Source organism: Halomonas sp. ML-15 (assembly GCF_014779595.1).
Taxonomy (GTDB): domain Bacteria; phylum Pseudomonadota; class Gammaproteobacteria; order Pseudomonadales; family Halomonadaceae; genus Franzmannia.
This window is the reverse complement of sequence record NZ_JACXZT010000003.1, coordinates 260,860-280,904: the sequence shown is the minus strand read 5'-3', so window position 1 is coordinate 280,904 and position 20,045 is coordinate 260,860. Positions and strand designations below refer to the sequence as shown.

The 20,045-nt window shown below is 64.0% G+C and carries 21 protein-coding genes; 7 read left to right on the top strand and 14 right to left on the bottom strand.

The annotated features are described in order from the left end of the window. Window positions 1–46 precede the first annotated feature (46 nt). From IEI94_RS05015 to IEI94_RS05005, 3 genes are all read left to right on the top strand, one after another. Window positions 47–1,540: an aldehyde dehydrogenase family protein gene (locus tag IEI94_RS05015; RefSeq protein WP_191166148.1), complete on the top strand. Its 1,494-nt coding sequence runs from the start codon at window positions 47–49 to the stop codon at window positions 1,538–1,540. A gap of 73 nt (window positions 1,541–1,613) precedes the next feature. Continuing rightward, entirely contained in the window at window positions 1,614–3,071 is a 1,458-nt protein-coding gene (nhaC, locus tag IEI94_RS05010) for a Na+/H+ antiporter NhaC (RefSeq protein ID WP_191166147.1), read from the top strand. 66 nt (window positions 3,072–3,137) lie between these two features. Next, window positions 3,138–4,421 carry an NAD(P)/FAD-dependent oxidoreductase gene (locus tag IEI94_RS05005; RefSeq protein ID WP_191166146.1) on the top strand — a complete coding sequence of 428 codons (1,284 nt, stop codon included), beginning with the start codon at window positions 3,138–3,140 and terminating at the stop codon, window positions 4,419–4,421. 45 nt (window positions 4,422–4,466) lie between these two features. Here IEI94_RS05005 and flgL read toward each other — a convergent pair whose 3' ends face one another. The 11 genes from flgL to flgB form a co-directional block, all read right to left on the bottom strand. Continuing rightward, window positions 4,467–5,708 carry a flagellar hook-associated protein FlgL gene (gene flgL / locus IEI94_RS05000; protein WP_191166145.1) on the bottom strand — a complete coding sequence of 414 codons (1,242 nt, stop codon included), beginning with the start codon at window positions 5,706–5,708 and terminating at the stop codon, window positions 4,467–4,469. Window positions 5,709–5,729: 21 nt separating this feature from the next. Then, window positions 5,730–7,607 carry a flagellar hook-associated protein FlgK gene (gene flgK / locus IEI94_RS04995; RefSeq protein WP_191166143.1) on the bottom strand — a complete coding sequence of 626 codons (1,878 nt, stop codon included), beginning with the start codon at window positions 7,605–7,607 and terminating at the stop codon, window positions 5,730–5,732. Between the two features lie 60 nt (window positions 7,608–7,667). Beyond that, window positions 7,668–8,759: a flagellar assembly peptidoglycan hydrolase FlgJ gene (gene flgJ, locus IEI94_RS04990; protein ID WP_412030897.1), complete on the bottom strand. Its 1,092-nt coding sequence runs from the start codon at window positions 8,757–8,759 to the stop codon at window positions 7,668–7,670. Continuing rightward, the gene (locus tag IEI94_RS04985; protein WP_191166140.1) at window positions 8,759–9,892 is read right to left on the bottom strand and encodes a flagellar basal body P-ring protein FlgI; all 1,134 of its coding nucleotides are present in this window, start codon (window positions 9,890–9,892) and stop codon (window positions 8,759–8,761) included. The genes flgJ and IEI94_RS04985 overlap by 1 nt, the downstream gene beginning before the upstream one ends. Before the next feature lie 14 nt (window positions 9,893–9,906). Beyond that, window positions 9,907–10,596, bottom strand: a complete 690-nt coding sequence (locus tag IEI94_RS04980; protein ID WP_191166138.1) for a flagellar basal body L-ring protein FlgH — start codon at window positions 10,594–10,596, stop codon at window positions 9,907–9,909. 19 nt (window positions 10,597–10,615) lie between these two features. Continuing rightward, window positions 10,616–11,398 (bottom strand): flagellar basal-body rod protein FlgG, encoded by a 783-nt coding sequence (flgG, locus tag IEI94_RS04975; RefSeq protein WP_191166136.1) that lies wholly within the window; start codon window positions 11,396–11,398, stop codon window positions 10,616–10,618. 36 nt (window positions 11,399–11,434) lie between these two features. Further along, the gene (locus tag IEI94_RS04970) at window positions 11,435–12,193 is read right to left on the bottom strand and encodes a flagellar basal body rod protein FlgF (protein WP_191166135.1); all 759 of its coding nucleotides are present in this window, start codon (window positions 12,191–12,193) and stop codon (window positions 11,435–11,437) included. Between the two features lie 23 nt (window positions 12,194–12,216). Further along, window positions 12,217–13,467, bottom strand: coding sequence for a flagellar hook protein FlgE (flgE, locus tag IEI94_RS04965; RefSeq protein ID WP_191166134.1), 1,251 nt, complete (start codon window positions 13,465–13,467; stop codon window positions 12,217–12,219). Window positions 13,468–13,535: 68 nt separating this feature from the next. Continuing rightward, window positions 13,536–14,213 (bottom strand): flagellar hook assembly protein FlgD, encoded by a 678-nt coding sequence (gene flgD / locus IEI94_RS04960; RefSeq protein WP_191166133.1) that lies wholly within the window; start codon window positions 14,211–14,213, stop codon window positions 13,536–13,538. A gap of 2 nt (window positions 14,214–14,215) precedes the next feature. Beyond that, window positions 14,216–14,623: a flagellar basal body rod protein FlgC gene (gene flgC, locus IEI94_RS04955; RefSeq protein WP_191166132.1), complete on the bottom strand. Its 408-nt coding sequence runs from the start codon at window positions 14,621–14,623 to the stop codon at window positions 14,216–14,218. Between the two features lie 12 nt (window positions 14,624–14,635). Then, entirely contained in the window at window positions 14,636–15,049 is a 414-nt protein-coding gene (gene flgB, locus IEI94_RS04950; protein WP_191166131.1) for a flagellar basal body rod protein FlgB, read from the bottom strand. Window positions 15,050–15,250: 201 nt separating this feature from the next. Between flgB and flgA the strand changes: the two genes are divergently transcribed. From flgA to IEI94_RS04930, 4 genes are all read left to right on the top strand, one after another. Then, window positions 15,251–15,958, top strand: a complete 708-nt coding sequence (gene flgA, locus IEI94_RS04945) for a flagellar basal body P-ring formation chaperone FlgA (RefSeq protein WP_191166130.1) — start codon at window positions 15,251–15,253, stop codon at window positions 15,956–15,958. A gap of 87 nt (window positions 15,959–16,045) precedes the next feature. Next, entirely contained in the window at window positions 16,046–16,342 is a 297-nt protein-coding gene (gene flgM / locus IEI94_RS04940; protein ID WP_191166128.1) for a flagellar biosynthesis anti-sigma factor FlgM, read from the top strand. Beyond that, window positions 16,339–16,791, top strand: coding sequence for a flagella synthesis protein FlgN (locus IEI94_RS04935; RefSeq protein WP_191166126.1), 453 nt, complete (start codon window positions 16,339–16,341; stop codon window positions 16,789–16,791). Before flgM ends, IEI94_RS04935 begins: the two co-directional genes overlap by 4 nt. Window positions 16,792–16,924: 133 nt before the next feature. Further along, window positions 16,925–18,550 (top strand): GGDEF domain-containing protein, encoded by a 1,626-nt coding sequence (locus IEI94_RS04930; protein WP_191166124.1) that lies wholly within the window; start codon window positions 16,925–16,927, stop codon window positions 18,548–18,550. 10 nt (window positions 18,551–18,560) lie between these two features. On the opposite strand, the gene IEI94_RS04925 is transcribed toward IEI94_RS04930, so the two are convergent. From IEI94_RS04925 to IEI94_RS04915, 3 genes are all read right to left on the bottom strand, one after another. Continuing rightward, window positions 18,561–19,259, bottom strand: coding sequence for a TVP38/TMEM64 family protein (locus tag IEI94_RS04925; protein ID WP_224749931.1), 699 nt, complete (start codon window positions 19,257–19,259; stop codon window positions 18,561–18,563). Between the two features lie 92 nt (window positions 19,260–19,351). Beyond that, window positions 19,352–19,498, bottom strand: coding sequence for a hypothetical protein (locus tag IEI94_RS04920; protein ID WP_191166122.1), 147 nt, complete (start codon window positions 19,496–19,498; stop codon window positions 19,352–19,354). A 99-nt stretch (window positions 19,499–19,597) separates the two neighbouring features. Further along, window positions 19,598–20,008, bottom strand: coding sequence for an SRPBCC family protein (locus IEI94_RS04915; protein ID WP_191166120.1), 411 nt, complete (start codon window positions 20,006–20,008; stop codon window positions 19,598–19,600). Window positions 20,009–20,045: the final 37 nt, after the last annotated feature.

Here is a 20,045-nt window from a genome sequence, read left to right as displayed (position 1 = left end):
TACTCGATTCACGCTTTTGCGATTGACGACAACGATAGGAGTTAGAATGATCGACGATATCATGCAGCGGCTTGGTGTGGCGCCTACCCAGTACCGCGAGGGCTCCTTGGCGGTGACGACCCCCATCGACGGCAGCATCATCGGCCAGGTACATCCGGCCTCGCAGGCGCAGGTCGACGCGCAGATCGCCGCCGCCGACGATGCCTTCAACGCCTGGCGGCAGGTCCCGGCCCCGCGCCGCGGCGAGCTGGTGCGACTGTTCGGCGAACAGCTGCGCAAGCACAAGGAGGATCTGGGCGCGCTGGTAACCTGGGAGTGCGGCAAGATCCTCCAGGAGGGACTCGGCGAGGTGCAGGAGATGATCGACATCTGCGATCTCGCCGTGGGCCAGTCCCGCCAGCTGTTCGGCCTGACCATCGCCTCCGAGCGTCCCGGCCACCATATGCGCGAGAGCTGGCACCCGCTGGGCCCGATCGGGCTGATCACGGCGTTCAACTTCCCGGTGGCGCCCTGGGCCTGGAATGCCGCCCTGGCGCTGGTGTGCGGCAACAGCCTGCTGTGGAAACCCTCGGAAAAGACTCCGCTCACCGCCCTCGCCTGTCAGGCGCTGCTCGAGCGCGCCATGGCCGAGTTCGGCGACGACGTCCCGCAGGGCCTCAGCCAGGTGATCATCGGCGAGCGCGAAGCCGGTGAGCAGCTCGTTGACGATGCCCGTGTGCCGCTGGTCAGCGCCACCGGTAGTACCCGCATGGGCCGTGAGGTCGCGCCGCGGGTCGCCGCACGCTTCGGCCGCAGCATCCTCGAACTGGGTGGCAACAACGCCATGATCCTGGCGCCCAGCGCCGATCTCGACATGGCCACCCGCGCGATCCTGTTCTCGGCGGTGGGTACCGCGGGGCAGCGCTGCACCACCCTGCGCCGCCTGATCGTTCACGAGTCGATCAAGGACGAGGTGGTGGCGCGGCTCAAGACCGCCTATGCCGGCGTCTCCATCGGCAACCCGCTGGAGGGCCAGCTGGTCGGCCCGCTGATCGACCGCCAGGCGTTCGATGCCATGCAGGGGGTGCTGGCCAAGGCCCGCGACCAGGGCGCACCGGTGTTCGGCGGCGAGCGCCAGCTGGCCGAGCAGTACGCCGAGGGCTACTACGTGTCGCCGGCCATCGTCGAGATGAAAGAACAGACCGACCTGGTCAGGCACGAGACCTTCGCGCCGATTCTCTACGTGATGAGTTACCGCGAGCTGGATGAGGCGATCGCCATGAACAACGACGTGCCCCAGGGGCTGTCGTCGTGCATCTTCACCACCGATGTGCGCGAGGCGGAGACCTTCGTCTCCGATCTGGGCAGCGACTGCGGCATCGCCAACGTCAATATCGGCCCCAGCGGTGCCGAGATCGGCGGCGCCTTCGGCGGCGAGAAGGAGACCGGCGGTGGCCGTGAATCGGGCTCCGACGTGTGGAAGAGCTACATGCGCCGCCAGACCAACACCGTCAACTATTCCCGGGAACTGCCGCTGGCACAGGGCATCAAGTTCGATTGACCCCGCCTTGAGCTAGCACTGCCCCCGCCCGGCGGGGGCATTCCAACACAATCATAATCAAGGAAGGTGCCACATGAATGACGATATACGCATCGGCCCTCCCCCTGGGCTGATGATGGCGCTGTTGCCGCTGCTGGTCACCACCGCCGTACTGATTCTGCAATTCTTCGTCTTCGCTGACTTTACCCCGCACATTCCACTGGCCTGCGGCATCATGGTGTGTGCCTTTTTCGGCCGCCTGCGCGGCATCCGCTGGACGCAGATGGAAGCCTCGATGCTGGAGGTGGTCAAGATCGGCATTCCGGCGATCTTCATCCTGATGGCGGTGGGCATGGTGATCGGCACCTGGATCCTGTCCGGCACCGTGCCGATGCTGATCTATTACGGCTTCCAGATGATCTCGCCGTCGGTGTTCCTGGTCGCTACCTGCCTGATCAGTGCGCTGGTCTCGCTGGCCACCGGTACCTCCTGGGGCACGGTGGGCACCCTGGGCATCGCCCTGATGGGTATCGGCGAGGGCCTCGGTATTCCGATGTACCTGACCGGGGGCGCGCTGGTCTCGGGCGCCTTCTTCGGCGACAAGATGTCACCGCTCTCGGAAACTACCAACCTGACCCCGGCGGTGTGTGAAACCGACCTGTGGAGCCATATCAAGAGCATGATGGCGACCACCGTGCCGGCCATCGTGCTTGCGCTGATTCTCTATGCCTGGCTGGGTGCCGGTTATGCCGACCAGTTGGAGCGCACCACCGATATCACCACCTTCCGCGAGACGCTGGCGGACACCTTTACGCTGTCGTGGATCACCATGATTCCCCCGGTAGTGGTGATCGCCATGGCGTTGGCCAAGCTACCGCCCTTTCCGACCATTTTCACCGGCGCGGCACTCGGCGGCCTGGTGGCCATCGGTATCCAGGGCGAGAGTCTGCACACCGTCTTCGATGTGATGCAGAACGGCTACATCAGTGATACCGGTAGCGGCGCCATCGACGAGCTGTTGAGTAGCGGCGGCGTGCTGTCGATGACCTGGGTGGTCACCCTGACCTTCTTCGCACTGGGCTTTGCCGGGATGCTCGAGGCCTATGGCACCATCGACGCCATCATCCAACGCTTGATGCGCCTGATACGCGGACGCTTCAGCCTGGTGGCGACCAGTTCCGGCACCACACTGGCGGTCAGTACCATCATCGGAGACGTATACACCACCCTGGTACTGCCCGGCCGGCTGCTCAAGGGCCAGTACCAGGCCATGGGCTACAAGACCACCACCCTGTCACGCAGCATCGAGGATAACGGCACCCTCTCCTCGCCGCTGATTCCCTGGAACATGGGGGGTGGCTTCGTGGCGTCGACGATTGGCGTACCGACACTGGTCTACGCGCCGTTTGCCTTCGCCTGCTGGCTGTCTCCGCTGTTCGGACTGCTGTGGGGACTGACCGGCCACTTCATCCCACGGGAAACCCACGACGAGGCTGCCGATGACGCGACCCCGGCGCCAGACTACCAAGTAGCTAGCGGCCACTCATCGTAATAGGCGACCGGCGGCGCACCTACCGATCAGGCGCGCCGCCGGCTCGATGCACAAGGAGACACGCATATGCAATCACGCTGCCTATGGGAGATGACCGCACGCGAGCAGGCTCCGTCGACCTCGGGGCTGGAGCAGGACACCGAGGCCGCCGTGTGTATCATCGGTGGCGGCATCACCGGGTTGAGCACGGCGCTGCATCTCGCCGAACAAGGCATCGATAGCGTGCTGCTTGAGGCCGGCGAGACGGTGGCCAGCGGCGGCTCAGGGCGTAACGTGGGTCTGGTCAATGCCGGGCTCTGGATCCCGCCAGACGATATCGTCGAGGCGCTTGGCAAGCGCGACGGCGAGCGCGTCAATCGCATCCTCGGCGAAGCGCCGGCAGCGGTGTTCGACATCATCGAGCGCTACGCCATCGACTGCAGTGCGACCCGCACCGGCACCCTGCACCTGGGCCATAGCACCAAGGGCCGCCGCGAACTTGAGCGGCGCCATGCGCAACTCGCGTCGCGCGGCGCGCCGGTGACACTGGTCGAGGATGAGGCCTGCCATGCGCTGACCGGCACCACCCGGATCCAGGCCGCGCTGCTCGACGAGCGGGCCGGCACGCTCAACCCGGCGGCCTATACCCACGGCCTGGCGAGGGCCGCCGCCGCGCAAGGGGCACGGTTGTTTACCGCCAGTGCCGCCAGCGGGATTGAGCGCCACGGCGAGCGCTGGCGGGTCACCACCGAGCACGGTTCGGTCACGGCGCCTCAAGTTGTTCTAGCCACTAACGCCTACACTTGCGATGAGTGGAATCAGGTCAAGCAGCACTTCTTTCCCGGTCACTTCTTTCAGGTCGCCTCACAGCCCCTCGAGGGCGACGTCGCCGAGCGCATCCTGCCGCAGCGCCAGGGCGCCTGGGACACCCGCATGGTGCTCAGCAGCATCCGCCGCGATGATCAGGGTCGGCTGATCCTGGGTAGCCTGGGCAAGGGCGAAGGTCGCCCGCGGGCCTATCTCGAGCAGTGGGCGAATCAGGTTCAGCGCCGCTATTTTCCCGAGCTTGGCAAGGTCGAGTGGCAAACCAGCTGGACCGGCCGCATCGGCTTTACGCCCGACCACACCCTGCGCCTGTTCGAACCCCAACCAGGAATCCTCGCCGCCAGTGGCTACAACGGCCGCGGCCTGACCACCGGCAGCGTGGTCGGCAAGGGGTTCGCGCACTATGTCGCCAGCGGTGACGATGCCCTGCTGCCGCTGCCGCTCAAGCGTCACGCCCCGATCAGTGCTCGCGGCCTGCGAAGTGCCGCCTATGAAAGTGGCTTCACGCTCTATCATGCGGGGCAGTGCCTGCGAGTGGTGGCATAAAAAAACCGCTGCCGAGGCAGCGGTTAAGAGAGCAGCACACACCACTCAGAGACGATCGAACAGCGACATGCCCTGGATATCGACGAAGGCCTTCTGCGCGGCCTGGAGACCGACCTGACGCAGGCTGTATTCGGAGATCGCCTCGGCGTAGTCGAGGTCGACCAGATCGGAAAGGGTCTGCTCGTAGTTGAGCATGCGGTTGCCGCCCACCGAGTCGACCACATCGAGCTCGTTGAGGCGCGCGCCTACCGAGGCGCGCACGGTGAGGACGTTATCGAGGCTATTGTCCAGTTCGCGCATCGAGGTGTTGAGGGTATTGCGCAGGGTAGCCTTCTCCTGAGCGGTCTCGGCGGGCTGCTCGAGTACTGCCAGGGCGTTCTCGAAGGTCTTGAACAGATCGGGATCCATCTCGGTGGCACGGCCGAAGGTGAAGCTATCGTCCTCGGCGGGCTCCCCGTCCAGGGTCAGGCTCAGGCCACCGAAACGGATCTGCTCGCCGGCGACATAGTCGACGTCCTGATACTCCGCAGCCGGCTCCAGTGCGACCCATGCCTGGGCATCTGTATCAAACGTTTCTACCGTGTAGGTGGCATCATCCCCGTCACCGGCAAACTCAATGCGATACTGCTCGCCATAGCCAGGATCGGAGGAGTCGACCACCGTGGGACCGGAGACGACCACGCTGCCCTGATTGTCGCCCATCTCGGTGATGTACTTGGCGCCGCTGGGCACGCTGGCAAATATCTTGTTGCCGTTGTCGGCCACCGGCATCAGCCGCGAGGAGTCGATGCGCTGCTCGCGAACGTTGTCATCACCGACGTAGCTCACCGAACCGTCTGCCTCGCGCACATAGGGCGGGCTGTTGTCCTGATAGCCCCCGAACAGGTAACGGCCGTTGCCGTCGGTGGCGTTGGCCTGACCGATCACGGTCTCGTAGATACCGCGCAGCTCGCTGGCAATCGACTCGCGGTCAACGTCGCTCAGGGTATCGCTGGAAGCCTGGATCATCAGCGTCTTGGCGCTGGCGATGGCATCGCTGACGCTGTTGAGAATGCTCTCCTCCTGGGACAGCGAGTTGCGCGCACTGACCCGGGCATCCATATGCTGCTGGGTGACCGCCTTTGACTGGTCGACGCCCACCGCTCGCGAGGCGGCCTGGGGGTCATCCGAGGGGTTGACCACGCGGCGACCGGAGGCGATCTGCTGGCCCACCTTCATGAAATCATTCTGCTGGCGGTTCATGCTCGACACGCTTTGCTCGAACATGGTAACGGTGCTGACACGCATCGCGGTTAACTCCTAAACGAATCAGGCACGCAGGCCCAGAATGGTATCCAGCATCGACGAACCGATATCGATGACCCGTGCATTGGCCTGATAATACTGCTGATAGCGAATCAGGTTGGCCGCTTCTTCGTCCAGATTGACCCCGGACTCGGACTGCTGAACGGCCTTGAGCTGGTCGGTAAGGCCCTGCTGAGCGTCGAGGTTGACCTGCACGATATTGGTACGGTTGCCCACGTCGCTGACCATGGAGCCGTAGGCCTGGCTGACGCTCGAGGTGCCGCCCACCAGCGAGACATCTTGCAGCCCCTGCATGGCCAGGGCGTTGCGGTTGTCGCCGGAGCCGGGAGGCGCCGCGCCAAGGGTCAGGGTCTGGTCTTCCTGGATATCACCCAGGGTAAAACTGACCCCGTCGATGGTGATTTCATCCCCGGCACTCACGTCGTTGAAATCTAAGGTCGTGCCATCTTCAGCCGTCACCTCAATATTGAATTGGCCACCATCTTCACTGACAACCAGGGAATAGGGAGCTCCTCCCTCACCGAAGGCGCCATCGGCAGCCCTGAGCCCACTGACCGGCATATCTCCCTCCGCCTCGACGAAGCTCGCCGCAGCGATCTTGTCGAGATCGTTGATCTGGGTCTCCATGCTGGCCGCGGCGCGCCGTACCGGCTGGACCTCGAAACGGTCGCCGTTTTCGAAACCGTCATCAGTAAAGCCGATCACCACCCCGCCGAAGCTCAGCTCGTTGGCGTCGTCATCGAAGCTGTGCTCTACGACCTGACCGTTATCCTTGCGTACCACCTCGAAGGCGGGTGCGGCGCCATCGGTCACCCGCACGGTGTAGTCGGTGGCGCGCAGATCATCGATATCGCCGAAGCGGGTCGACTCAATCTCGACATCGCCGGCGTTGCGGTCATTGGCGTAGGCCTGTGGCTGGCCGATATTGAACAAGTCCTCGCCCTGCTCACCGTTGAGGTCCTGACCCAGGCGGTGCTGCTCGTTGAAACCCGCCGCCAGCGAAACCGCCAGCTGCCCGATCTGGTTCTGGGTCTTGTCGAGGGTCTCGGCGCGGAAAGTCATTAGCCCGCCCAAGGTGCCCCCTGTCACGGCGTTTTCGTTGAGCGGTGAGATACTGCCGTTGGAGTCACGGTAGCCGAGCACCATGCGCTGCGGGTCGTTGGGCGCCTCGATGGCCTCGAGGTCGTACTGATTGGTGCCCGATACCAGCGGCTGCCCGTTGGGCAGCGAGATGTTATAGGTCTTGCCATCCTGAATGTCGACGCGCACGTCCATGCGCTGGCTGAGCTCGGCAATCGCCTCGTCGCGCTGGTTGAGCAGACTATTAGGGGCTTCACCCTGGCGCGCCCGCGCCAGGGCGATCTCCTTGTTGAGACCGGCAATCTGGTCGGTGAGGTTGTTGATCTGGGTGACTTCGTCCTTGATCTGGCCGTTGACGCCCTGCTGCATGTCGTCAAGATAGCGGTCGAAGGAGCGGAACTGGGCGCTCATGGTGTCGGCAGCGCCGAGCACGCCCTGGCGCGCGGCAGGATCAGACGGCGCACCGGCCAGGTCTTCCATGGCCGAGAAGAAATTCTGCATCAACGGTGCCAGGCCAGCGTCGCGGTCGGCAAGCAGGTTGTCGATCTGGCTGACCTGCCCCTGATAGGCCTTGAGGGCGCTGGAGGAGCTGGTGGCCGCGTTGAGCTGGTCGGCGACATACTGGTTGAACTGGCGCTGAATGTCGTTGACCTTCACGCCGCCCGCCGCACCGCCTTCGCCCAGCAGTGTCAGCTCGCGGTTATAGCCCGGCGTATAGACGTTGCTGATGTTGTTGCTGGTAGTGTTCAAGGCGTTCTGAGCGGCGTTCAGCCCGCTCAAGCCGATCGAAAATATGCTCATGATTCCGTTCCCTAAAGCCAATGCTTGTTATATCGGCACCGCCGCGGTTTTCTTTAACGCTTAGAACCAGCTGTTGCCCGGGGCATAGATACTGCCGCCAGCCGGTACATCTCGACTGGCCAAGGTTGTCCCGGCGGACTCGACCGGCCCCAGGGTATTCATGATCGACACCAGCTTGTCGGCGTAAGCCGGATCGGTGGCATAACCGCCCTGCTGCAGCGCGCGGGCAGCCTGCTCGGCGTTGGGCGCTTCCACCACACCGGCATAGCGCGGGTTATCGCCAATCAGTTGGGCATAGTCGGTGAAGGCTTCCTCGAAGGAGTCGTAGACGCGGAAGGTGTCGGTGAGTCGCGTGCGCTGGCCGTCGAGGTACTCATGGGTGGTGATGTCGGTGGTCTCGCCCTGCCAGCGGCTGCCGGCCTTGATGCCGAACAGGTTGTGGCTGTTACCGCCGCGAGCATCGGGAATCTCGTGGCGGCCCCAGCCGGTCTCCAGCGCCGCCTGGGCGAGAATCAGCTCGGCCGGCACACCGGTGGCCTGACTAGCGGCCTGGGCCGGGCCGGCCAGCTCGTCAACGAAGGCCCGCACATGGTCGGGCTGGTCGCTGCGCGGTTCGCTGCGCTCGGCGCCGGATGCTGCTTGTGCAGCCTCAGAAGCATCTCGCTGAGTCCCGCGCTGCAGATCAAGGGCCTCCAGGAAACTGCCCGGTGTCGCCGCGGCGGCGCTGTCGGCGGGCTCGCGCTCAGATATCTCACCGGCGCTGAGGCCACCGCTGAGCGCTCGCGGCGTGCCACGCGGAATCCCGGCGATCAGCGAATCGGCCTCGCTGTCGGCCTGCTCACGTTCGGGGACCATGCCGCGCCCTTCGAGCTGGTTGACCAGCTGCTCGGCGAGGCCGATGCCGCGGCCAGAGAGGTGCTGCGCCCACTGCTGGTCGAGCAGTGACTCGTAGAACTCGGTCTGCTGACTATGCAGCAGATCGGAGCGCGGCGTGGCCTCGCGCATGCTCTTCATCATCATCTGCACGAACAGCGCCTCGAACTGCTTGGCGGCCTCATCGAGGCCGGCATTGGGGTCGCGGCTGGCGGTGTGCCGCAGGCGCTGGATACCCTGCATATCGAGGGCAAACTGACCGCCGAGATCATTGCTCATCAGAGAATCTCCAGCTCGGCACGCAGCGACCCCGAGGCCTTGAGCGCTTCGAGAATCGCCATCAGGTCGTTGGGCGTGGCGCCCAGCGCATTGAGGGCATTGACTACGTCGACCAGGTCGGCTCCTTCCACCATCATCAGCGCGGCTTCCTGCTGCTCGACGGCGATATCGGTGTCCGGCACCACCACCGTTTCGCCCTCGCCGAACGGTGCGGGCTGGCTGACCTGGAACTGAGTGTCGATGATGATCGACAGGTTGCCATGGGCCACAGCGGCGCGCCGCAGGGTCACCGAACTGTTGAGCACCACCGAGCCGGTACGCGAGTTGAGCACCACCTTGGCCGGAGCATCGTTGGGCGTGACCTGCAGATTCTCGACTCGGGCCATGAAGTTGACCCGATCATTGGGATCAGAGGGCCCCTGCAGGCGGATGGTGCGACCATCCTGGGCCGCCGCCACCGGCCAGCCGAAGTCGTCGTTGATCGCTTCCACTACCTGGCGCGCGGTGCCGAAGTCCGACTCCTTGAGCTGCAGGTCGAGGACGCCGCCGTTGGCGCCCAGCTGCAGAGGCACTTCGCGTTCGACCATGGCGCCACCGGCGATGCGCCCACCGGCCTGCTGGTTGATCTGCACGCTGCTTCCGCCGCCTTCGGCGCCAGCGCCGCTGACCAGCAGGTTGCCCTGGGCAATGGCGTAGGTGTCGCCGTCTGCGCCCTTGAGCGGCGTCATCAGCAGGGTGCCGCCGCGCAGGCTGCGGGCGTTGCCCACCGACGAGACATTGATATCCAGACGCTGACCAGGCTGTGCGAACGGCGGCAGGTCGGCGGTAACCATTACTGCGGCCACGTTGCGCAGCTGCATATTGGTGCCTGGCGGCACGGTGATGCCCAGCTGCGAGAGCATGTTGGTCAGGCTCTGGCCGGTAAATGGCGCCTGCATGGTCTGGTCGCCGGTGCCGTCGAGCCCTACCACCAGGCCGTAGCCGACCAGGGCGTTATCACGCACGCCGGCGAAATCCGCCAGCTCGCGCAGGCGCTCGGCCTGCACCGGGCTGGCGACCATGGCGAACAGCAGGGCCAGCATCAGGACTTTCAGTAGGCGGCTGCCACGCAGCCGGGCGGTGAACGTGGTCATCGTCAGCGGCTCCGCTAGAAGGGTGAAACGTTAAGGAAGAAGCGCTGCAGCCAGCCCATGTGCTGCGCCTCGTTGATGTAGCCGTCGCCGACGTACTCGATGCGCGCATCGGCCACCTGGGTCGAGGGCACGGTGTTCTGGCCGGTGATGGTGCGCGGACTGACAACCCCCGAGAAGCGGATGAATTCGACGCCCTGGTTGATGGCGATCTGCTTCTCGCCACGCACCCGCAGGTTGCCGTTGTGCATCACCTCGAGTACCGAGACGGTAATGGTGCCAGTGAAGGAGTTATTGGCCTCCGAACCGCCGCCACCGGAGAAATCGCTGTCGCCGGAGACGTCGAAACCGTAGTCGGCCAGCTGGTCCAGCACGTCAGGCAGCTCCAGGAACGACAGTCCCGCCGAGCCACCGCGGTTGGCGTTGCTCTGGGAGTTCTTGCTGGCACTGACTTCCTCATCGAGGACGATGGTCAGGATATCGCCAACCATCCGCGGGCGACGATCCTCGAACAGCGGGTGATGGCCGCGGCTCGGCTGGTAGATCGAGCCGTTGGGCTCGGGAGGCTGGCGGTCAGGGATACTGACCTGCTCCTGCTCGCCCACCACCGACGGGCGTGGCATCTGCGCGCAGCCAGTGATCAGGACCGCTAGCAGCAGTGCGCCGAATAACCGCCAGGGGCGCCGTGAGGAAGTGTGCCGATTCATGCTCTGCTCCGGGTGTCGCTTACAGCTGGCTCAAGCGCGCCAGCATTTCATCGCTGGTCTGCACCGCCTTGCTGTTGATCTCATAGGCGCGCTGGGTCTGGATCATGCTGACCATCTCCTCCACCACGTTGACGTTGGAGGTCTCGACGTAGCCCTGCATCAGACGGCCAGCACCGTTCATGCCCGGTATGGTCTCGTTCATCGGGCCGGAGGCGGTGGTCTCCAGGTAGAGGTTGCCACCAATGCTCTCGAGGCCAGTCGGGTTGACGAAGGTCGCCAGGCTCAACTGGCCGACTTCCAGGCTCTCGCTGGTGCCCGGCTGGGTGACCGAGACGATGCCGTCCTCCCCCACGCTGACCGACAGCGCGTTCTCCGGCAGGATGATCGCCGGCTCCACCGGATAGCCATTGGCGGTGACCATCTGGCCGTTCTGGTCGAGCTGGAAGCTGCCGTCGCGGGTGTAGGCGGTATTGCCGTCCGGCATCAGCACCTGGAAGAAGCCTTGGCCGTTGATCGCCAGGTCCCGGGAGTTCTCGGTCTGCTCGAGTCCGCCCTGGTTATGCAGCCGCTCGGTGGCCACCGGGCGTACACCGGAGCCGACCTGCATGCCTGACGGCAGCGCGTTCTGGACATCGTTCTGAGCGCCGGGCTGGCGCAGATTCTGGTACAGCAGGTCTTCGAACACCGCCCGCGAGCGCTTGAAGCCGTTGGTGCCGACGTTGGCCAGGTTGTTGGAGATGACATCCATCTGCACCTGCTGCGACTCGAGGCCGGTCTTGGCAGTCCACAGCGATTTGATCATGGGATAATTCCTTGGGTAGCGCCCCGGTCAAGAGGCTTAGCCTTGAATCGACAGCAGGTTATTGGCGCGCTGGGCGTTCTCGTCGGCGCTGTCGATCACCTTCATCTGCATATCGTAGCGACGCTGGGTATCGATCATCGCCACCATCGATTCGATGGCGCTGACGTTGCTGCCCTCCAGCGAGCCGGAGACTACCCGCACGTCCTCATTGGCAGCCAGGATCGGGATCTCGCCATCGTCAGCGGGCGGGGCACGAAACAGACCGTCGTCGCCGCGCTGGAGGATCTGGTCCTCGGGATCGACCAGCTTGAGCTGGCCTACCGGCACCAGCGCACTGGGGTCTTCACCGGGACCGATGGCGCTGATGGTGCCATCGGCGCCGATCGACAGCTGAGCCTCGAGGGGCACGATGATCGGGCCATCGTCGCCGATGACCGGACGCCCGACGCTGGTCAGCATGCCGTTGCCGTCGACCTGCAGGTCACCGCGACGGGTATAGGCCTCGCCGCCGTCGTCGGTCTGCACCGCCAGCCAGCCATTGCCTTCCAGCGCCACATCGAGCTCACGACCGGTGGTGCTCACCGGGCCGTGAGAGAAGTCAGAGCCCGGCGTGGTGGCGGCCACCGAGGCGCGCGTGTCCAGCAAGCCGTCGCCCTCCACCGGCACCGCACGCATGGCGTGCAGCTGGGCGCGGAAGCCGGCGGTGGCGGCGTTGGACAGGTTGTGGTTGACCACCGACTGCTGATCGAGGCTCTGCTTGGCCCCGCTCATGGCGGTATACAGGATACGATCCATGGTTCACTCTCCCCGAGGCGTCATCAACGCAGGTTGATGGCGGTCTGCAGGATCTCGTCCTGGGTCTTGATGGTCTGGGAGTTGGCCTGGTAGGCGCGCTGGGAGACGATCATGTCGACCAGCTGCTTGGCCATATCCACGTTGGACATCTCCACCACCCCGGACTCGATGGAACCGAACATGCCGGTACCCGGCGCCCCCACCAGCTCCTGACCGGAGGCGTTGGTGGCGGTCCAGGCGTTGTCACCGTTGGGCTGCAGGCCTTCCGGGTTGCGGAAGTAGGCCAGCGCCACTTGCCCAGCGGGGCGTGACTGCTCGTTGGCATAGTTCATCATGATGGTGCCATCGTCTTCGATGGTGATGCCGACCAGGGCCCCGGAGGTGAAGCCGTCCTGGGTCAGGGCGCTGGTGGTGGAGTCATTGCCGAACTGAGTGGAGCCGGCCAGGTCGAGCTGGAAGTCCAGCTCTTCAGGGTCGTTGCCCAACGGGGAGTCGGCGCCGAAGTTGATTTCCTGCTGGGGATCGGAATTCAAGGTGCCGTTATTGTTGAAGGAGACCTCGAAGTCGTTGGCATCATCGTAGTAGCCGTCCATGACGACCTTGGCGTTCCAGGTATTGTTGACCGGATCACCGGCAGCATCTTCATCCACTTTTTCGTAGTAAACCGTCACATTGCGCGGATTGCCCAGCGAGTCGTAGACGGTGAAATTGTTCGAGTAGTGATACCCAATCTCCTCAGTATCACCAGTCGCTAGATCTGTGGTCACCTGGGTAGTACTCAGGTCCTCATCGGCATTCTCGCGGGAATCGAGATTGATCGTGGTACCCACATTCTCGGTGGCACCGGCCGGCATCTCGTCGGCGGGTATATTGAGCACCTGGGGCTGGCCGCCGACCTGCACCTCACCGGCAGCGTTGAGGCCATAGCCCATCAGCTGCGCGCCCTGGGCGTTGACCAGGGTGCCGTCCGGGGTCAGGTTGAGCTGACCGTTACGCGAATAGACGATCTCCCCCTGCTGCTCGTAGCGCAGGAAGCCCTCACCGCTGACCGCCAGATCGAGGTTGCGGTTGGTCGACTCGAGGTTACCCTCGGTGAAATCCTGCAGCGTGGCCGAGACTCGCGTGCCCAGACCCACGGAGCCGGCGAAGACGTCGGCAAACTGGGTGCTCGAGCCCTTGAAACCGACGGTCTGCGAGTTGGAAATATTGTTACCAAGGGTGCCGAGGCTCGATGATGCCGCGTTCAACCCGCTCAAGGCTTGTGAAAAGCTCATGGTCCTTCTCCCTGTGTCACCGTGTGGTGGCTATTTTTTATGCGCTGTGCGACGGAGTGCCCGTCACGCTAGAGTTGTAGAATCTGACGAATATCTTCGAGGCTGGCTTGCTCACTGATGCCGCCCAGGTCGAGGCGCGGTGATCCGTTGCTGTCGCTGGACACCCCGCTGACCACGGCGTAGTTGAGCGCCTTGACGTCGACGCTGTCATCGCCGGCAGTGGCTTCGAAGGAGATGCTGTAGGCGCCCTCCGGGGCCATTTCGCCGCCGTCGAGCTTGCCGTCCCATTCGAACGACTCGACGCCCGACGACACCGCACCGAGGTCGAAGCTGCGAACCACCTGTCCGCCGCCGTCGCGAATCGTCGCCTTGACGTTGTCGGCGGACTTGTCGAGCTCGATACCAAACGGCGTGGCGCCGTCCTTGCCGACCAGGATGCGTTCGCCCGGCACCAGTACGCCCTGGCCGATCAGGCCGACGGCTTGCAAGGTGTGTCCGGCGTCGATCTGCCCGGTGATGCCTTCTAGCGTGCTGTTGAGCTCTTCGATGCCACTGACGGTGTTGATCTGAGCCAGCTGGGACGTCATCTCCGCGTTTTCCATCGGATTGAGCGGATCCTGGTTCTGCAGCTGGGTAATCAGCAGGGTCATGAAGTTTTCGCGCAGCTCGTCCGACTCGCGGGCGCTGTTGCCACCGGCGGTGGCATTCATGCTGCTAGTGACGCTGCTATCGATGATGTTGGACATGCTCAGCCCTCCCCGATGGTCAAGGTCTTGAGCATCATCTGCTTGCTGGTGTTCATGACCTCGACGTTGGCCTGGTAGGAGCGCGACGCCGAGATCATGTTGACCATCTCATGCACCGGCTCGACGTTGGGCATCTGGATATAGCCCTGCTCGTCGGCCAGCGGGTGTTCGGGGCGATACTCCATGCGCAACGGGCTCTGGTCTTCGACCACCTCGCTGACGCGCACGCCGCCGACGCCGTGACGCCCCTGGGCCTGGGTCTCGAACATTACCTGCTTGGCGCGATACGCCTCACCATCGGGGCCGGCCACGCTATCGGCATTGGCCAGGTTACTGGCGGTGGCATTCATACGCTGCGACTGGGCGCTCATCGCCGAGCCGGAAATATCGAAAACGGAGAACATCGACATGAATAACTCCTGTTACTCGGGCTGCATGGCCGACTTGAGGCCCTGAATGCGGCTATTGATCATGGTCAGCGCCGCCTGGTAGCGAACGGCGTTATCGGCGAACTGGGTGCGCTCACGGTCCATGTCCACGGTATTGCCATCCAGGCTGGGCTGGTCCGGCACACGGTAGAGCAGCTCCTGACCGCCCGGCGCGCTCGCCTGGGCGGGGATATGCCGCGCCGAGGTCGTGGCCAGCGCCATGCCGCTGCCGCCGGACCGCCCACTCTCCATCACCTTGGAAAGCTCGCGGGAGAAGTCCATGTCGCGCGCCTTGTAGTTGGGCGTATCGGCGTTGGCGATATTGCCCGCCAGCACTTCATGACGCTCTGCGCGCAGGTTGAGGGCTTCCTGATGAAAATTCAGAGCACCCGAGAGTTTGTCGATCATCCGCTGAGCCTCCCTTCTCGATGGCCGCTGACGGCACGTGGGGTATTGGGTCAGCGTGGAGAATAGATGAGCGGCTGTCAGGACAAAGGGCCAAACAGGGGCTGCTTTACGCGTCATTTTCGCCGTTGCGTTTCTGCGCAGCAGCCTAGAATCGTGATCCTCGGTCAACCTCGCCTGCGCGCTGCCGCAGAGGACGTCACCATGCCGCTTTCCCCCCGCATTATTCGAGTCTCCCTTGCAACGCTGCTCGCCGCGCTGTGCCTGAGCATGCCCCTGGTCGCGAGCGCCGAGGCCTCACGCCAGCTGCTGGTCGAGCGCGTGCATGGCTTCCTTTATGAGCGCAGTCATGAGCTCGGCAGTGAGGTGCATATCGAGGTACACCCACCATCGGCACATCTACCGGCATGTGAATCTCCAGAGCCGTTCATGCCCAATGAGCGCGCCCCCTCTCAGGGCCGGGTATCGGTAGGGGTGCGCTGCGGTGAACAGGGGCAGCAGGTTCGCTATATGCAGGCGTCGGTGGCGGTGATCGGCGACTATGTGGTGCTGCGCGAGGATATTCCTGCCGGTACACTGATCAAGCCGGAGATGCTCGAACTGAGCGAGGCGGAACTTGGCCGCCTACCGCGCGGAACGCTGACCGATCTTGATGAGGTCATCGGCCAGGAGAGCGCCCGCGCCCTGCGCGCCGGCAATGCCATTACATCGCAGCAGCTTCGCGAGGTCACGCTGGTGGAACGTGGCGCCACGGTTCGCATCGAAGCGGTAGGCGACGGCTTCGCGGTCAGCCGTGAAGGCCAGGCGCTGGACAGCGGCGGCATGGGCCGGGAGATCCGCGTGAGACTCGCCAACCGCGACATCCTCAACGCCCAGGTCAGCGGCCACAATCGGCTCAGCGTCGATTTTTAACCTGAGCAGCGATTGTCAAAAATAGTATTCAAGTTCGTTCATTCCCGGCCGATACTGGGTGAAAGGACTGAGCGAGAGAGGCTTCCCGTGAAAATCGATAGCTCCCACCCCCTGACACGCCCCCAGCAGGGCGAGACAGGCAACACCAGCAAGACGCCAGGCAGTGGCGATGGCCCGACCAACCCTGGCAGCCCGGCTGCGGTGACGCACCTGAGCAGTACCGGCAGCCACAGCAGCCAGGACGTCGACTCCGCTCGCGTCGAGGAAATCCGCCAGGCGATCAGTGATGGCAAACTCGACATCCACGCCGAGCGCATCGCCGATGGCCTGATCGATAGCGTCCGCGATATGCTCAGCGACGGCAGTGGCTCGCCGCGCTCATGAGCCTGGCAGCCCACCTCGCCCGCCAACAGCAGCGCCTCGAAGCGCTTGTCATCCTCCTCGAACAGGAGCGCGAGGCGCTGTGCGCCGGTCGCGTGGATGGCCAGCAACTCAACGAACTGGCGGCCGGCAAGCAGGCTCTATTCGACGAGCTCGATCGTCTCGAGAGCCAGCGCCGCAGTGCTCAGCATAAGCTCGGCTATGCCGAGGGGCTGCCCGGTGCCGAAGCCGCCGCCCGCGACGCCGACTGCCTCGAGGACTGGCTGGCAATGCGCGACAGCGCCGAACGCGCCCGCCACCTGAATGCCCAGAACGGTGAGCTGATCGCAACGCGTTTGAGCCATAATCAACGCACGCTCAATTTCCTGCACGAAGCCGCCGGCAAGGCGCTCTACGGTCCAGATGGCCAATCCCAGCGCAAGGGGCTGGCGGGAATCGCTTCGCGCGCCTGACGCCAGCCTTGACCTCAACGCAACGCCTGATTAATAGTCGGTTACAATGACACTGCATTAGTCAGGTCGGCGCGCTGCCTTCAGGTCTTCGCGACGCCGCGTATAGTCGCCAGCGACCAGGACGGAGACCGGCATGCCCACCTTCGCAGAGCAAGACAGCGCCACAGATAGCGTTGCCGCGTCTGGCGACCACGCCCCGGACGACACCTCCCTGGCGCTGCCCGAGGCGCTGGCTGAGCTGCTGGGCACCAACCGTGCCCTGCCCTCGCTGCCCACCGCCGTGATGCAGATCATCGCCTTGGCCGACACACCGGATGCCAACCTGCAGGAGTTCACCGCCACCATCGAGCGCGATCCGGCGCTGACGCTACGCATGCTGGGACTGGCCAACAGCGTTTTCCACGCCCATGACACGCCTGCCAATACCTGCCATGAAGCCATTACCCGGCTAGGCATCGACGCCACGCTGTCGGTTGCCCTCGGCTTCGGCCTCGCACAGCAGCGCCCACCTCAGACGCCCGGTCTCGATCTGACCCGCTTCTGGCAGCGCTCACTGATCAGCGCCCTGGCAAGCCACACGCTTGCCAAGCATCTATCACAGCCCTCCCCTGGACGCGCCTTCACGCTGGGTCTGCTGCAGGATATCGGCATGCTGGCCCTGGATGCCTGCCTGCCACGGGGCTATGCCGCACTGCTGTCGAGCGCTGATAGTCACGACGCGCTAAGCGCCGCCGAGCAAAAGGCCTGGGGATGCGATCACGCGCTGGTCGGCGCCTGGCTTGCTCAGCACTGGGGATTGTCCAAGCGACTGGTAGCCGGCATCGCCGACAGCCACCTGCCACTGCCCCAGGTATCTCCCGAACAGCGCTGTGTGAACGCCTCGCGACTACTGGCCGAGGCCTGGCTCGACAACGCAGATGGCCTTGCCGATCACACCGACTTCGACGTGGTGAAACTGACCAGGGTACTGCAGTGCATCTCACCGGCACTGGAAATCGATGAAGACACTCTGATCGAGCTGCTGTGCGGTCTCCAGAAGACTCTCCCTACCACCGCCGAACTGATGCATATCAGCTGCCCGCTGGAGTTCGACGCCACCCGCACCCTGCTCAGGGCCAAGCAGCAGCTGCACGCCCATCACCTCAAGCTCAGTCAACAGCTGCTCGACCAGCGGCAGGAGATCGAGCGGCTGAGACTGCTCCAGGCCGATCTTGCACAGCGTGTCCGTTACGACCCGCTCACCGGCCTCTACAATCGTGCCCATCTGGAAGTGTTACTTGAACAGCACTTTCGCGACGCCCTGGACCAGCAGCGTGAGCTCAGCCTGGTATTCATCGACCTCGACTACTTCAAGCAGCTGAATGATCGCTATGGCCATCGCCTCGGCGACGACGTCCTCAAAGGCTTTGCCGATCTGCTGCGCGAGCAGTTGAGTGATAGGGTGCTGGGCGGACGCTATGGCGGGGAGGAGTTCCTACTGTTCTTGCCCGGCGCCGGACGCGATACCGCCGAGCGTCTCGCCAAGGCGCTACAGCAACGTATGGCGGGATCTACCCTGGCGACGACTCCAGGACAGAAGGAAATTCGCGTCAGCGCCTCGATGGGGATCGTCAGCCTGGCGGATAACGTTTTCGCCAACGCCGAGGATCTGATCCAGGCCGCCGACCAGGCCATGTACGTCGCCAAACACGCCGGTCGCGCCTGCATCGCGCATTACCTCTCCGGCGTACTCACGCAAGGGCAGCCCAACAGCGCCTGAACCTGATCGCTCAGGCGTCGCCCTCTCCCTCACGGCGACGCTCCACGGCACGCCGCACCCCGGCTCCCAGCAGCAGCAGCAGGGCCAGCGCCACCAGCGGCAGAATCACACCGACACTCAGCGCATCACCGGTCTCGACCGCTTCCAGAGCGCCGTAAATGGCGCTGGCATACACCGCCCACTTGACCCCCAGGCCGATCACTGCGGCGATCACGAAGGTGCGCAGCGGGAGATGCAGCAGGCCTGCGGCATAGTTGATGACCGAGTGGGGAAAGCCAGGCAGCACGCGAAAGGCGCACTGGGTCAGAGCATCGCTGCGCCGACTCATCACTCGCATGATGCGCAGGGTCAGACCCTTGGGGGTGTAGCGCTGACGAAAGTTCGCCGCCAACCAGTAGGCGCCAAGCGCCCCACTCACGCTGCCGACGATCAGCATCAGGGTCGCCACCCAAGGCGGGTGGAAGGGCGCGATCAGCCACAGCCCGATGCTGCCCGGCAGGCCCACGGCGAGCGTCACCGCCATCACCAGCATCACGGTCAGCATGGTCAGCGGGTGGTGAGAGGCTTCATCGGCCCAGTGACGAAAGGCGCTAAGGTCGGGGGACTGCCATATCCATAGCAGCACGGCCATCAGGATCGACGCGCCAATCGCCACCAGTCGCCAGTGACCGCGCGCTTCGCGCACATCGTCATTCATGTCGCCTTGCATTGAGCCTTCCCGAGCATCCGCAGCAGATCCAAAAAGAGCCAATGGTGCCACGAAATGCCGCCGACATCATGCCCGATCCAAGCGGCAGGCAATCAGCTCAGTGGCGGAGGCGTCTCATCATCTTGCTGGGCAAGCACCGATGAGGCCGGATTTCCCGGCTGAAGTCGCTGATCGATGTAGTGCAGCACACCGAGCTGCACCACCAGGATCGATACACACAGCATCAAACTCTTCCACATGACGGCAGATTCCAGGCTCAGGAGCAGGCGCTCCGACAGCGCTAATATAGGCGCTGTCGCGATTCTACGGTAGCGCTATCTGCGCGTCGCCGCTGCGGCTTATAGCCGCGCCTCGACACGCGCCAGAATCTGCCGACTGACCTTGCTGACCAGCGGCTTGGCGGCACGATTGACGGCACGCTCCAGCAGCCGGTTATTGATGCGGTATTCAATGGTCAGCGATACCTCGGTGGCATCCCCTACCCGACGCAGCCGATAGCAGCCCTGGTTACGCACGCCGTCCAACGACTCCCAGGCCAGTCGCTCGGGAGCCTGGCGCTCGGTGATCTCGACATCGAAGGTCCAGTCCATGCCTACCGCCCGCACGTGCCAGCGGTAGCGCTGTTCGCCCAGCGGTTCGATGGCCTCGATCAGGTCGGAGTAATCGGCAAAGTCCTCCACCCGCTCGAGCAGGGCGAAAACCCGCTCCGGGGTGGCCGGTAGAATGGCACTGTGCTCGATGGTGGCCATAACGATCCTTGCAATGGTAACGACGCTGCCCCGAGAG

Coding starts and splice junctions, on each gene's coding strand:
- IEI94_RS05015 (WP_191166148.1), top strand. CDS start 47: ATGATCGACGATATCATGCAGCGGCTTGGTGTGGCGCCTACCCAGTAC.
- nhaC (WP_191166147.1), top strand. CDS start 1,614: ATGAATGACGATATACGCATCGGCCCTCCCCCTGGGCTGATGATGGCG.
- IEI94_RS05005 (WP_191166146.1), top strand. CDS start 3,138: ATGCAATCACGCTGCCTATGGGAGATGACCGCACGCGAGCAGGCTCCG.
- flgL (WP_191166145.1), bottom strand. CDS start 5,708: ATGCGTGTCAGCACCGTTACCATGTTCGAGCAAAGCGTGTCGAGCATG.
- flgK (WP_191166143.1), bottom strand. CDS start 7,607: ATGAGCATATTTTCGATCGGCTTGAGCGGGCTGAACGCCGCTCAGAAC.
- flgJ (WP_412030897.1), bottom strand. CDS start 8,759: ATGAGCAATGATCTCGGCGGTCAGTTTGCCCTCGATATGCAGGGTATC.
- IEI94_RS04985 (WP_191166140.1), bottom strand. CDS start 9,892: ATGACCACGTTCACCGCCCGGCTGCGTGGCAGCCGCCTACTGAAAGTC.
- IEI94_RS04980 (WP_191166138.1), bottom strand. CDS start 10,596: ATGAATCGGCACACTTCCTCACGGCGCCCCTGGCGGTTATTCGGCGCA.
- flgG (WP_191166136.1), bottom strand. CDS start 11,398: ATGATCAAATCGCTGTGGACTGCCAAGACCGGCCTCGAGTCGCAGCAG.
- IEI94_RS04970 (WP_191166135.1), bottom strand. CDS start 12,193: ATGGATCGTATCCTGTATACCGCCATGAGCGGGGCCAAGCAGAGCCTC.
- flgE (WP_191166134.1), bottom strand. CDS start 13,467: ATGAGCTTTTCACAAGCCTTGAGCGGGTTGAACGCGGCATCATCGAGC.
- flgD (WP_191166133.1), bottom strand. CDS start 14,213: ATGTCCAACATCATCGATAGCAGCGTCACTAGCAGCATGAATGCCACC.
- flgC (WP_191166132.1), bottom strand. CDS start 14,623: ATGTCGATGTTCTCCGTTTTCGATATTTCCGGCTCGGCGATGAGCGCC.
- flgB (WP_191166131.1), bottom strand. CDS start 15,049: ATGATCGACAAACTCTCGGGTGCTCTGAATTTTCATCAGGAAGCCCTC.
- flgA (WP_191166130.1), top strand. CDS start 15,251: ATGCCGCTTTCCCCCCGCATTATTCGAGTCTCCCTTGCAACGCTGCTC.
- IEI94_RS04935 (WP_191166126.1), top strand. CDS start 16,339: ATGAGCCTGGCAGCCCACCTCGCCCGCCAACAGCAGCGCCTCGAAGCG.
- IEI94_RS04930 (WP_191166124.1), top strand. CDS start 16,925: ATGCCCACCTTCGCAGAGCAAGACAGCGCCACAGATAGCGTTGCCGCG.
- IEI94_RS04925 (WP_224749931.1), bottom strand. CDS start 19,259: ATGCAAGGCGACATGAATGACGATGTGCGCGAAGCGCGCGGTCACTGG.
- IEI94_RS04920 (WP_191166122.1), bottom strand. CDS start 19,498: ATGTGGAAGAGTTTGATGCTGTGTGTATCGATCCTGGTGGTGCAGCTC.
- IEI94_RS04915 (WP_191166120.1), bottom strand. CDS start 20,008: ATGGCCACCATCGAGCACAGTGCCATTCTACCGGCCACCCCGGAGCGG.